At 34.8% G+C, this 12,549-nt stretch carries 14 protein-coding genes; 7 read left to right on the top strand and 7 right to left on the bottom strand.

Going from position 1 to position 12,549, the window contains the following annotated elements; translation table 11 throughout:
* Nucleotides 1-43: 43 nt before the first annotated feature.
* The 3 genes from CRO45_RS14815 to CRO45_RS14825 all read right to left on the bottom strand — a co-directional run bounded on the left by CRO45_RS14815 (nt 44) and on the right by CRO45_RS14825 (nt 1,938).
* Nucleotides 44-718 (bottom strand): SOS response-associated peptidase, encoded by a 675-nt coding sequence (locus tag CRO45_RS14815; RefSeq protein ID WP_097150404.1) that lies wholly within the window; start codon nt 716-718, stop codon nt 44-46.
* A 117-nt stretch (nt 719-835) separates the two neighbouring features.
* A complete protein-coding gene (locus tag CRO45_RS14820) occupies nt 836-1,324 on the bottom strand; it encodes a DinB family protein (RefSeq protein ID WP_170949504.1) in 489 nt (162 codons plus the stop codon).
* A gap of 137 nt (nt 1,325-1,461) precedes the next feature.
* A complete protein-coding gene (locus tag CRO45_RS14825; RefSeq protein WP_212613434.1) occupies nt 1,462-1,938 on the bottom strand; it encodes a hypothetical protein in 477 nt (158 codons plus the stop codon).
* A 249-nt stretch (nt 1,939-2,187) separates the two neighbouring features.
* Here CRO45_RS14825 and CRO45_RS14830 point away from each other — a divergent pair, with 249 nt between their 5' ends.
* The 5 genes from CRO45_RS14830 (at nt 2,188) to CRO45_RS14850 (ending at nt 6,813) form a co-directional block, all read left to right on the top strand.
* On the top strand, nt 2,188-2,895 hold the full coding sequence (locus CRO45_RS14830; protein WP_097150406.1) for a hypothetical protein: 708 nt from the start codon (nt 2,188-2,190) through the stop codon (nt 2,893-2,895).
* Nucleotides 2,896-3,190: 295 nt separating this feature from the next.
* Nucleotides 3,191-3,367 carry a hypothetical protein gene (locus CRO45_RS20115; RefSeq protein WP_170949505.1) on the top strand — a complete coding sequence of 59 codons (177 nt, stop codon included), beginning with the start codon at nt 3,191-3,193 and terminating at the stop codon, nt 3,365-3,367.
* Nucleotides 3,368-3,609: 242 nt separating this feature from the next.
* Nucleotides 3,610-3,912 (top strand): DUF4212 domain-containing protein, encoded by a 303-nt coding sequence (locus CRO45_RS14835; RefSeq protein WP_097150407.1) that lies wholly within the window; start codon nt 3,610-3,612, stop codon nt 3,910-3,912.
* 30 nt (nt 3,913-3,942) lie between these two features.
* Complete coding sequence (locus CRO45_RS14840) at nt 3,943-5,595, top strand: sodium:solute symporter family protein (RefSeq protein WP_097150408.1); 1,653 nt, start codon at nt 3,943-3,945, stop codon at nt 5,593-5,595.
* Nucleotides 5,596-6,027: 432 nt separating this feature from the next.
* The gene (locus tag CRO45_RS14850) at nt 6,028-6,813 is read left to right on the top strand and encodes a protein kinase domain-containing protein (protein ID WP_097150410.1); all 786 of its coding nucleotides are present in this window, start codon (nt 6,028-6,030) and stop codon (nt 6,811-6,813) included.
* Between the two features lie 10 nt (nt 6,814-6,823).
* Here CRO45_RS14850 and CRO45_RS14855 read toward each other — a convergent pair whose 3' ends face one another.
* Nucleotides 6,824-7,381, bottom strand: coding sequence for a recombinase family protein (locus CRO45_RS14855; RefSeq protein WP_097150411.1), 558 nt, complete (start codon nt 7,379-7,381; stop codon nt 6,824-6,826).
* Nucleotides 7,382-7,523: 142 nt separating this feature from the next.
* On the opposite strand from CRO45_RS14855, the gene CRO45_RS14860 reads away from it, so the two are divergent.
* Nucleotides 7,524-8,957 carry a SulP family inorganic anion transporter gene (locus CRO45_RS14860; RefSeq protein WP_097150412.1) on the top strand — a complete coding sequence of 478 codons (1,434 nt, stop codon included), beginning with the start codon at nt 7,524-7,526 and terminating at the stop codon, nt 8,955-8,957.
* 10 nt (nt 8,958-8,967) lie between these two features.
* Nucleotides 8,968-9,387 (top strand): universal stress protein, encoded by a 420-nt coding sequence (locus tag CRO45_RS14865; protein ID WP_097150413.1) that lies wholly within the window; start codon nt 8,968-8,970, stop codon nt 9,385-9,387.
* Between the two features lie 83 nt (nt 9,388-9,470).
* On the opposite strand, the gene CRO45_RS14870 is transcribed toward CRO45_RS14865, so the two are convergent.
* The 3 genes from CRO45_RS14870 to CRO45_RS14880 form a co-directional block, all read right to left on the bottom strand.
* Nucleotides 9,471-10,490 (bottom strand): S66 family peptidase, encoded by a 1,020-nt coding sequence (locus CRO45_RS14870; protein ID WP_097150414.1) that lies wholly within the window; start codon nt 10,488-10,490, stop codon nt 9,471-9,473.
* Between the two features lie 106 nt (nt 10,491-10,596).
* Nucleotides 10,597-11,364 carry an FG-GAP-like repeat-containing protein gene (locus CRO45_RS14875; protein WP_235864613.1) on the bottom strand — a complete coding sequence of 256 codons (768 nt, stop codon included), beginning with the start codon at nt 11,362-11,364 and terminating at the stop codon, nt 10,597-10,599.
* 119 nt (nt 11,365-11,483) lie between these two features.
* A complete protein-coding gene (locus CRO45_RS14880) occupies nt 11,484-12,527 on the bottom strand; it encodes a YkvI family membrane protein (protein ID WP_097150415.1) in 1,044 nt (347 codons plus the stop codon).
* Between the last annotated feature and the right edge of the window lie 22 nt (nt 12,528-12,549).

The raw sequence follows: 12,549 nt of genomic DNA on the forward strand, positions 1-12,549 counted from the left end.
GCTACTTGCTATACCTAAAAATTGTTTTCTATTCTATATATTTTTAACTAATTCTTGCGATTAATTCTTCAGAATTGTTTTTCGGTGAATTTACTAACTCACTTACTTGATATGCTATCATTTTTTCCGCATCAAATGGAACCAATAAGGACTTTAACTGATCCTTATCGTGAATTCGAGGATCTAGCCAAGTTAATTGTTGTTCTTTAGATAAAATAACAGGCATCCGATCATGAATTCCCCTCATTAAATCGTTTGGTTCTGTCGTTAAAATTGTGCAAGTATAAATGGCTTCACCTGTAGGCGACTTCCATGTATCCCATAGACCTGCTACACCAAATAGTGAATTGTCTTTCATTGTAATCCTCATAGGTGTTTTTGAATTTCCGTCTTTCTTCCACTCAAAAAATGAATCCATTGGAATCAAGCAACGTCTTTGATAAAATGATTTTCGAAAACTAGGCTTCTCGTCTACCGTTTCTGAACGTGCATTAATCATTTTTGAAGCCATCTTCTCATCCTTTGACCATGCTGGAACTAAGCCCCACTTCAAAAATCCCATCCTATTTTTCTGACCATCATTAATAATGGACAGTATCTGTTGTGATGGAGCTATATTGTAACTAGCTTCATAAAATACTTCTTCAATCGCTTGTTGTATATCAAACTCTTCTAATATTTTTTCAAACGAAGCAAATAGTGTAAAGCGTCCACACATAGACTTAACCTCCATTGTTTATTCTCATGTTGGTTACATTATATATGAAATTCAATTAAAGTCTTATTGCTTACATAATAAAAATAGAAAGGAGTTATATCTCCTTTCTACCTATTATTATATCATAATGGCTTCTTTTAATTCTTCAATTTGAGCTATATGCCTTTTTTCATGATAGGCGAGAAACTCAACCCACTGAGTCAATGTTAACTTCTCGAAGAATGGATGTGGCATATACTTACCATTCAAGTGATCTTCACTAGTATCTTTCATAAAATTCTCAAGATTTTCTCTTGATTGTTTCAACTTTTCTTTCAGTTGTTCTAATGTTTGTTGTCTGCTAGATGGCACAAGAAATTTTGGTGCATTAACTCTTTGAGTGCGATCAGTTGTTAAATGTACTTTTCTCAACTTTACTGGGTTTTCTTCCGTAATCTGCTTTGCTTCCGAAAAACTTTGAACTACGTTTTTTTCTGTTAAGTAAAGATGTTCTAACACTTGTCCTATCGTCCATTTTCCTTCTTCTACAACTCTATTGATTTGGTCGTCGGTAAGGCCCTCAATAACTCCCCATAACTCTTCCCTAACTTTTCTATTGTACTCCAAACAAACACCCCCTAATATTTTTATTCTATATAGAAGAATATTAGAAGGGAAGAATTTTCCGCCATAAAGAAAGAGTGAGAATGATCTCACCCTTAGAAGGAACTTTGTTTTTTTTGATGCGGGCTTTGTAATTAAGACTAGTAACATTGGAAGAAAATAATACTGTTGCGATTTAATGAATCAAATACCCAACCTCTTCTGCCTCGCCAGCGGAAACCAACGATTGTATTCCCCACAATTAGCATCGGGAAGAACCAGAAGCTATTTCCGTTTCTCAACCAAATAAATGTGTTACGGAACATACAACGTCGAATACCACCTACACCACCGCGGCGTGAGAAATCTTGTTGTTGTATTGTTGTAAATGTTTGTGGTGTGAAACTTGGTGGTGGAGCCGTTGGTGGTGTTAACTGATTGCCACCTCCAGGAAACCCTCCGCCTGGGAATCCCCCCGGAGCCCCACCTGGGAATCCGCCTGGGAATCCGCCACCTGGAAAACCACCTCGGAATGATGGTGAATCATCATCGCGACCACGACCACGCCCTCTTCCACGACCTTGGTTATCATCATCAAATTGAGCTAAATAATCATCATCGTAATCAAAAGGATACAAGCATTTATCCTCCTTTCCATATGAACTACCTACAATGTATGTGGAAAGTATTAGCCTATTAAGGTTAAATGCCCTTTTGTTAATGCCTATTTTACTTTGGAGTTAAAAAAATGTTCAATTTAAATTTAATAATTTCATTTGAATTACGAATATTGTCCTCAAACTTGAATATGTATTTAGAGTCAGTTATTTTCATATGTCCACATTCCTTTATGCTTACATAGCTTCAAAAAATCATCGTAAGGAGTGATGAAGATACTTCAATTCGTAATACCTAAAAACAATCATAGTCTTTGCTTAGCAAACCCTGAAAAGAAAGACATTTTTAATCTTTATATTCGTTACTCTCCTCTTATGGATGAAGGTTCAGACTTAAAAAGCTATGAACCCGTGATACTGAAGACAGATCAATTGTATGGGGAAAGTTATGCTATCTTAGAGGAAGATCATCAATACGGTATTGGAACAGCCTATATTTATGAGGTACTCTATGTATCGAATGATGGTGTCATATTACAAAGCTTCTATCGAAACAAATTACAAAATGTAGACACCGTCCGAACTCATTCTTTATTTAGGTACCCTATATGGTCAATTGAGGAAACGGATTATGAAGTCATTGATCCTGAAGAAATAATTCACATTGTATTTAAGGACATCTACGCAAAGGAAGCACCCATTGATTCAAGTCGATATCGTACACTTCTTGAAAAAAGTGACCTTTTTGAGTATTTTTTTGAGGATCTCTATTATGAGATGGGACGTTTTCATAGAGGCGATAAGTCTTATTCCAGAGAGAAATGGGAGTTCGCTCAAATACTTCAATCTAACTATCATGTACAATTAGTACAGTCAGAAGGATCGGATATTATCCTTTCAAATTGTTCAGGTATTATGAAAAAGTTAAATTTATCGAAAAAACAAATGGCAGAATACTTTATTAAATTTCTAGATTAACACTGATTTAATATTATATATAGCCCCTTCAATATAACTTGAAGGGGCTTTTCTAATTGTATTAATTGCTAACCCCTTGACAGGACTATAGCTCCATCAATTTTCTTGATATGATACAAATCTTTTACAACTACAAAAAATATGATTAACTTATCAGATTTATAAAACGAAAAAATGATTATTATTTCTTATATTTTTATGACATTTTTTTCTACTCATTGATTATATTCTCCCTTTTTGTATCATAAAGTTTAAAAAACAATTTACACCTAGCAACTATAAAAGGAGGAACACAGTGTTTATTGCATTTATTATTCTAGCTGGTCTAAGTTTATTTTTCGCATTTAAAACTAAAAGAATGTCCCTGTTAACTATTCCTGTAATCGCCTTCACCGTCTACTTTATCGTTCAAATTGCTTTAGTCCCCCTACCACTGATGGATACTATTAAATTTATCTTTAGCCTACAATAATTAACCAAATATAATACTGGCTGATAATAAAACATATGAAAATACTACTTTTCCCGCTTGTTTTACTATGCCATATCAATGTGAATTCCTTTGTCAAAATTAAAGACAAAGTGAATATAAAATCTCTCTTAATTTAAGGAGAAATTCTTAAGTTAATGGAGGAAAGGAGGTATTTCGGACTTAGCAATCACTTCTGATACTCGTATGGATAATGGGGAAATTTCTAAATAGGGGTGAAACTTGTGAAGAAAATCGATAAGAGCATTGCTGATGCTTACTTTCGCGAGAAAGTCAAGTATATGATTATCTACTTTATTATTTGGGCAGTTGTTTCATATGGTTGTGTTCTCTTTGCAGAGCAGTTAAGTAAATTTACATTTAATGGATTCCCATTCCATTACTTTATGGGTGCTCAAGGTGCATTGGCTACATTCATTATCTTATTATTTGTTAATGCCATTGTTGGGGATAAAATTGATAAAAAATACGGCATTGATGAAAGTAAAAATGAAGAAATTGGAAGTAAAACTACAAATAATCACTAAGAGGGAAATTCTTAAAAAGGGGGATCGCTTTTGGATACACAATTTATAGTGTCGCTTGCAATTATTTTAGCAACATTCGCACTGTATATTTGGATTGCCGTTTATAACAATGCGAAGGGAACTTCAGACTTCTACGTTGCTAGCCGCGGAGTTCCACCACTATATAATGGTATGGCAATTGCCGCTGACTGGATGAGTGCTGCATCTTTTATCGGTATGGCTGGTACTATTATGGTTCTTGGGTATGATGGTTTAGCCTATATTATGGGTTGGACTGGGGGCTACTTATTCTTAGCCTTTTTACTTGCTCCACAACTAAGGAAATCTGGAAGTTATACTGTTCCTGAATTTATCGGAGACCGCTTCCAAAGTAAAACTGCACTTATTATAGCGGCAATATGTACAATGATCATTAGTTTCACATATTCAATTGGACAATTATCAGGGTCCGGGGTTGTTATTGGACGTTTGTTCCAAATTGATGCTGAATTCGGTACGATGATTGGGGTAGTATTAATTGCAGTCTATGCTGCATTCGGTGGTATGAAAGGAATTACATGGACTCAAGTTGCACAATACGTCGTATTAATTGTTGCTTACCTAGTTCCTATTATCTTCATATCATTGCAAATTACAGGTAACCCTATTCCTTGGTTATCTTATGGCCATATCGTTAGTGAATTAGGAGCGCTCGATCAAGCACTTGGATTATCCGAGTACTTTGCTCCATTTGAGAATGGTACGAAGTGGCAATTCCTTGCACTTATGTTTACATTAATGTGTGGTACGGCTGGACTTCCTCACGTAATTGCAAGGTTCTATACAGTTAAAACGATGAAGGCTGCTCGTTGGTCAGCGGCATGGGCGTTATTATTCATTGCATTATTGTACTTCTCTGCACCTGCTTATGCTGCATTCTCTCGTTTCATCCTAATGACACAAGTTGCAGGGAGAAAAATCTCAGAACTTCCAGCATGGACAACATCATGGGTAGAAACAGGGTTGTTAAAAGTAGCCGATCAAAATGCGGATGGAATTTTACAATGGAAGGAATTAGTCATTGCAAATGACATCGTCGTTATGGCGACGCCAGAAATTGCTAACCTCGGTGTATTTGTAATCGGTTTAGTAGCAGCTGGTGCGATGGCTGCTGCATTATCAACAGCTGGTGGTTTATTAATTGCAATTTCTTCTGCATTTGCACACGATATTTACTACCGAATTTTAAAACCTACTGCTACAGAAAAACAACGATTAAACGTAGGACGTATTACAATCGTTGTTGCAACAGTTCTTGCAGGTATTGTTGCACTTAACCCACCAGGTGCCATTACACAAATCGTTGCTTGGGCATTTGCTATTGCAACAGGTACGTTCTTCCCTGCATTAGTTCTTGGTGTATGGTGGCGACGAGGAAATGCAAAAGGAACGATTGCAGGTATGTTAGTTGGTCTTTCGGTCACTTTAGGATATATATTCGCTGCTAAATATGGTGGGTTTACAATTTTAGGAATTATCGATACGGGAGCTGGAGTATTTGGTGCTACTGCTGCAATTGCTGCAAACATCATTGTTTCATTAGCTACTAAACCACCTTCACAAGAAACGAAGAATTATGTCACTAACTTACGATACCCAGAACAAATGACTTACAAAGATGGCGAAGTTTATATGAACGAATAAAGCCTTATCCTTTGATAAAAATAACCAGTTTCCGACTGCGGTATCGGAAACTGGTTTTATTATTGTACAAAACTCGTTACTACATAAATTAGTTTCAAATTATAATTTTTAAATTTTCAGAAACTTGTGTACATTAGGAAAAAATTTATTTATATTATTATTAGATAATGAAACATCTTCGGATTATTATCGTATATATATTATAAATATCATTAATTAAACTCTTTGGAGGGAAACCGTTTTTATGTTTGATAAATTTAAGAAATCACTATTTGGAAAAAGTCATCGTCGTTATTCATACTCCTCTTCAAGTCATAGAGGTTATTCCCATAAAGATAAATATTATGGCCACAAGCACTACAAAAGAAGACGCAGAAGCTTTAGTTCAGGATTCTTTGGATCAAGAAGTGGAAGTTTCTTCAGTAGTTAAATATGTTAAAGTTCATTAGTGACACTAAAATTAAGCGCCTCGTAAAAAATTACATTGAAAATGAAACACCTTTTCAAATTCAAAGATTTATTGGGAGAGGGGCTTACGGTCTTGCGTATTTATTAGTTCATAAAGAGACTAAGAAACAATACGTCCTTAAAAGGATGCGGACTAAATATAGAGGTAGAAGTCAAACAAAGTCAAAGTTTAAACAAGAGATTGAAATGTTAAAACAATTGAATCTTCCTAATGTTCCAAAAGTCTTTCTCGAAGGAGAGTTAGAAAACGTACCATTCTATATAATGGACTTGATAGATGGTAATACTTTTGAACAAGAAATTTTTCGAGAAGGAAAAACATTTTCCTTGGAAGAATGTTTTGTTATATTAGAAAAGTTATTAAATGTCATAATTCGTATTCATGATCAAAAAATAGTTCATCGTGATTTAAGAATTCCTAACATATTAATAAAAAATGATGACATCTATATAATAGATTTTGGTCTAGCTTCATATATAAAAAACAATGTTCTTATAAAGCAATTCGATAATCCCAAAAAATTGGAAGACCATCGAAGTGATTTATATTATATTGGGCATTTCCTTTTATACTTAATTTACTCAAATTATTCACCAACAAGTCGAAAAGAACGAAGTTGGCAAGAGGAATTACAGCTACCTAAGGAAATAGAAAATTATATTGAACGATTGCTACTTATCGGCCCTGCTTTTTCAAGTGCCGAAGAAGCATTACACTCAATTCCGATTCAAAGGGCACAGTCCAAATGACTGTGCCTTTTTACTTGCCCATTAAATCTTCATTCTCTAAATAACGGTATAGGGTTGATTTACTAATTCCTGTTTCATTTTTTATATCTATTAATGTATATTTTCCTGAATGATACATTGCAATTGCTTGATTGATTTGATCATTAGATTTCTTAGGCCGACCTATAGGTTTTCCTTGTGCCTTAGCATTTGCAATACCAATCATCGTCGATTGTTTTACGATATCTGTTTGAAATTTTGTTATTTTTTCAACCATCTCATGAAGGGACAAAGAGAAAACGCCTTTACTATCTAAACCTTCGTTAAGAAATTTAATATTCACTTCATCTTTTTCACACAGTTTCAATAGCTCTAATAAGTGTCTTGTTGTATCGGCTAGCACAAACATTCTTTCAACTATAATGGTGTCATTCTTATTGAGATTCATAAGCATTTTTTCAAGTTCAATTCGTTTTTTCGGCGTTCCATGTAACTCTTTGTATATAAAATCACATTGTTCCTCTAACTTCTCTAGTTGTTCTTTACAATTTTCATCATTATATAGCGGTCTTATGTACCCATAGTTCATTCATATCTCTCCTGAAAACTTTCCCAAAAGTGTTCCCTTATAGGAAAATAGGTGTTATGATTATCAAAGAATTTTCATTGGATAATTGCTAATACTTATCTTACTAAAAAATACAGTTAAATTCATAGTAAAGGAGTTACTCATGCAGAGTTTAAAACAACAATGGTTTGGCAACGTGCGTGGTGATATTCTATCAGGAATTGTAGTTGCACTAGCACTTATACCAGAAGCCATAGCCTTTTCAATTATTGCTGGCGTAGATCCTATGGTCGGATTATATGCATCATTTACTATAGCAGTTTTGATTGCATTCGTTGGTGGTAGACCCGGGATGATTTCTGCTGCGACCGGAGCAATGGCCTTAGTAATGGTCCCACTTGTACGTGATTATGGGATAGAATACTTATTCGCAGCAACGATTCTTACAGGAATTATACAAATTCTATTTGGCGTTTTTAAAATCGCCAAACTAATGAAGTTTATTCCAAACGCTGTAATGATTGGGTTCGTTAATTCATTAGCTATATTAATTTTTATGGCTCAAGTACCTCATTTTATCGGCATATCAACAATGACTTATGTTTTTGTAGCAATTACTTTAGTACTTGTTTACACATTGCCAAGATTTATTAAAGTAATTCCAGCCCCTTTAATCGCAATTGTACTATTAACAGCAGTTGCTCTTTTTAGTGGTATTGAATTAAGAACAATTGGTGATTTAGGGAGTATTACACAAACTTTACCGTCATTCATCATTCCAGATGTACCTTTTACATTTGAGACTTTACAAATCATTCTTCCATTTTCGATTTCTCTTGCTATTGTTGGGCTAGTCGAATCTTTACTAACATCACGTATTGTAGATGATATGACTGGTACTGATAGTAACAAAAACCAAGAAGCAAGAGGACAAGGAATTGCGAACTTTGTAAATGGCTTCTTTGGTGGTATGGCTGGATGTGCAATGATCGGTCAATCCGTTATTAACGTGAAATCTGGTGGTCGTGGTCGCCTATCGACTTTAGTTGCAGGATTATTTTTAATGTTTTTAATCCTTGTTTTGGGCGATTTAGTTGTTAAAATTCCGATGCCTGTTCTTGTAGGAATTATGATTATGGTTTGTATTGGTACATTTGATTGGAGTTCTTTTAAATATTTAGTAAAAGCACCTCGAACAGATGCACTTGTTATGCTCGTTACTGTCATTATTGTCGTTTGGACACATGATTTATCCAAAGGTGTCATTGCCGGTGTTATACTAAGTGCAATCTTCTTCGTTGTAAAAATTTCAACAGTAAAAATCGTTCAAGAGGACAATCGATTTATCGTCAATGGACAGTTATTCTTTGCTTCAACAGATGGGTTTATTAACTACTTTAAAAATAAAAACATCGACGCTAAACATATTCAAATCGATTTCTCCAATAGCCGTATATGGGATGATTCAGGTGTAGCGTCATTAATGAAAGTTGAGGAACTACTACAAGAAAGAGGAATTACCGTTGATGTAATAGACCTTGATACTCCAAGTAGGAAAATTCTTTCAAAATTAGAAAGTATGTCTTCATCTCATTAGGAGGAATTTTATGTACAAACATATTTTACTTGCTTCCGATGGATCTGAAAATGCCGTTCGTGCAGCCAAAGAGGCTGTAAAGATTGCATCTTGTAATGAGGAATCTATTATTGAAGTAGTTTATGTTGTTGATTTTGATAAAGCAAAATCAGACGTTCTCCACTCAAATTCTAGTGAAGCATTAGAGATTGAACGTCGCAAGAAAAATTCGAAAGTATTACAATATCTTAATGATACAAAAATACGTTATAAAACTACGATTCTCCGTGGAAATCCAGGACCTGAAATCGTAAAATATGCAAATGAACAAAAGGTAGATTTAGTTGTTATTGGTAGCCGTGGTCTTAATGGTCTACAAGAAATGATGCTTGGCAGTGTCAGCCATAAAGTAATGAAACGAGTAAACTGCCCCGCTCTAATCGTAAAATAATTGCTGGATTCACTAATAAAAAACCTAATTTCCCATAGAACCATGAGGAAATTAGGTTTTTCTATATGATTAAACATATTCCATCACTCTATAAATCTCTGCGTAACCATACCACCATTAGTATAGATCCTTACCTCAGCATATGCTCCATTAACAAATGTAATTTGAGGTGGCATATGACCACAATCAATATCATATCCAATCGGTACTCCCAATTCCTCTGCCAATTCCATGTATACATCAACCACATGATAATCTTCTTTCGGCTGATTTGCTGGACTTCTTCCAAAAAGAATTGCACTACAATTATCGAACCAACCAGCTAACTTCATTTGAACTAAAGTTCTTCTTAAATCTGTTGTTTGTAGTTCACAGTTTTCAAGATACCAGATAATTGGTTCATTATTTATGAATTGTTTTTGAAACGCTCGAACATCGCCATATGGGGTTCCGATTAAATGTCTAATAACATCAATACATCCCCCTAGTAATCTACCTTTTACGTACATCGGGTCATTTTTAACCGTTTTCCATTTAGTAGGCTCTGTTAGATGAAATACATAATCAGTCTCATTGTTATGCTGCCATTCTAATTGGAACTTTTCCGATGAATACTGTATTACTTCCTCGCCCTTTTTTGTAAATAATACTTTCTCCCACATTGCAGTTGTTGGATCAGTTAGTCTACCGCGCAGATCGATGATGTTATTTCCATGGGCAGTTGCGATTCCTGTTTTTAATGTAATTGCTAGTAAAAGTACACTTGTATCTGAATAGCCTAGAAGCCATTTAGGTTTTATTTTCTCAAATTGAATATGCTCCAAAATCTCAATTAGTAATTCTCCTCCCCATGGTGGGAATATGAAGTCAATTGTGTCATCTTGAAGCATGCTATTTAATTCTGCAGCGCGTGTTGTAGCCGGTGCGGATTTGGCCTTATACTGCATCCATGCTGTATCCCCTACTTTTACCGTGAATCCCTTACTTTCCATTTTTTCAATCGCTCGTTCAAGGAGTGAATACTGTTCTTTGTATAATCCTGATGACGGGGCCGTTACTCCTATTGTTACTGGACTATTAAATTCTGGATAAATAATTGCCATAAAAATCGCCCTCACTTCATTTGATAGATTTACATTATCTTACGATTCATAGAGTAAAAATAAAACCGATTTCTATTTGAAATCGATTTTACTATTGTCATATTATTTAATTCGATTGTCTTACATCCATATCCTGCCCGTATATACCAACGGATTGACGAACAATAGCAAATGATTGACCATCCCAGCTTAATAAGTTTTCTACATCACCTAAACCATCTGCATGATATCTCCCTGCAATTCGTTGTATTGCAAGTAAATTGTAATTGCCGTTTCTTGCTAGATCGACAGGATATAAACCGCTAATTGGGTCTACCCAACCTTCTATTGGCTGTTTTAAAACGCCATTCGTATAATAAATTTCACTTAAATACTCATTCCCCTTATATTGAAGGTCAAGGGTATACTTTTTAGATGGATCTTTACTAAAAACATTCGCTTTATATTGATTTGCATATTGTACCTTGTAAGGATGTTGTTCATTAAATTGAATAGAGTCAAAAATATTAGTCATTCGTCCGTTTTCCATTGAAAATATATACGAAAATATAATAGCCCCACTACCACCTGAATCAATGGTTACCATTATATCATTGATACCATCTCTAGTTACATCACCTAACCATATAGTCGGATTGTAACCTGCATTTTCAGGTAATTGGAACTCTTCTGTTTGATAGGTTCTACCATATCTTACAAATAACGTGATGTTTCTTAAAAATGGACCGTCTGATTGTTTTTCTGCTGTGATATAAATAATGTCAGGAAACCCGTCTCCAGTTACATCACCAATTTTATAAGAAACAATAAACTGTCCCCTGGGAATTTGTAAATAGAAATGTGGCATAACATTCGATTGCCAGTGCTGATTCATCCCATATCTCCCTTTTTATTCATTTCGATCTCTTCTATATTATTTAATGATTCCTGTTTTTGAAATGTGCCTAAATAAGAGTAAAATAAAAAACCCCGAAAGCATATTAGCTAACGGGATTAATTTCTTTTTGATGCCCACGTTATAGTGATTGCCGCTATAATCGCGAATCCAAGGTAGCCCATTAAGGAATAGACTTGTCCTACTAATGTTGTAAAACCGACAAAACTTGCTATAAAACCAATGATTCCAAAGAACACTACAGTTGGACGATACACTTTATCCTTTGGAGGGATTAAACGTACGATAAATGAATACATCATACCAACAGCTGTACTATATATCATTGCAAGTAAGGCTATTGCCATTAAAACTCCGATTATAGGGTGAATATTAAAAGCAATTTCTACAATTGGCATATCCACCCCAACAACTACATCCATTTTTGCAAACAAGGCAATATTAACTAATAATATTAATGCCCCAAGTATGAGTCCACCAAAAATACCGCCTAAACCAGCTACCCTTTTACTTGATGCAGTACTTCCAATCACTGTCATCATAGCTACACCAGATGCAATATTATAAGAGACATAAAGTAATGCACCTAACAACCAGTTTGGAGCAGCAGAACGCTGTTGTTGTGCTAAAATCGTCTGCTCCGCTAAGGATAAATCTGTTGTAAGAATTGAAAAAACAGAAATTATTAACATTAGCCCTAGCAAATAAGGAATTGCTATAGCAATGACATTAATAATACTTTTAATATTTAACATTAATGTGAGCACAGTTAAAACAACCATAAATGCGCTTCCGATAACGGGGTCAAATCCTAATACTTGCCTAAAGGCAGATGCGGTACCAGCAAACATGGCGACCGTAACACAAAATAAAAACACTGTAATAAGAATATCTAAAATGGATCCTAACGTACGACCTGCTAGAAAATATACAACCTCTTTATGAGAAGAAGTATTTAACCGATAACCTATCTGTGCAATATTCATCCCTAAAAAGGCAAAACCAATTGTCGCTACGATTGTTCCAAAAATACTATAGATTCCAAAACTCGTAAAAAACTGCATCATTTCCTGCCCTGATGCAAATCCCCCTCCGACGACTAAACCAACAAATGCTAGTCCAATTCGCAAACTACTTTTCATTGATTCCCTCATTTCAATAAAT

Source organism: Ureibacillus acetophenoni, assembly GCF_900220965.1.
GTDB classification, from domain to species: domain Bacteria; phylum Bacillota; class Bacilli; order Bacillales_A; family Planococcaceae; genus Ureibacillus; species Ureibacillus acetophenoni.

Bases quoted from the DNA above. Each gene is read 5' to 3' on its own strand.
- CRO45_RS14815 (WP_097150404.1), bottom strand. From the start codon at position 718: ATGTGTGGACGCTTTACACTATTTGCTTCGTTTGAAAAAATATTAGAA.
- CRO45_RS14830 (WP_097150406.1), top strand. From the start codon at position 2,188: ATGAAGATACTTCAATTCGTAATACCTAAAAACAATCATAGTCTTTGC.
- CRO45_RS14850 (WP_097150410.1), top strand. From the start codon at position 6,028: ATGTTAAAGTTCATTAGTGACACTAAAATTAAGCGCCTCGTAAAAAAT.
- CRO45_RS14855 (WP_097150411.1), bottom strand. From the start codon at position 7,381: ATGAACTATGGGTACATAAGACCGCTATATAATGATGAAAATTGTAAA.
- CRO45_RS14860 (WP_097150412.1), top strand. From the start codon at position 7,524: ATGCAGAGTTTAAAACAACAATGGTTTGGCAACGTGCGTGGTGATATT.
- CRO45_RS14865 (WP_097150413.1), top strand. From the start codon at position 8,968: ATGTACAAACATATTTTACTTGCTTCCGATGGATCTGAAAATGCCGTT.
- CRO45_RS14870 (WP_097150414.1), bottom strand. From the start codon at position 10,490: ATGGCAATTATTTATCCAGAATTTAATAGTCCAGTAACAATAGGAGTA.
- CRO45_RS14875 (WP_235864613.1), bottom strand. From the start codon at position 11,364: ATGAATCAGCACTGGCAATCGAATGTTATGCCACATTTCTATTTACAA.
- CRO45_RS14880 (WP_097150415.1), bottom strand. From the start codon at position 12,527: ATGAAAAGTAGTTTGCGAATTGGACTAGCATTTGTTGGTTTAGTCGTC.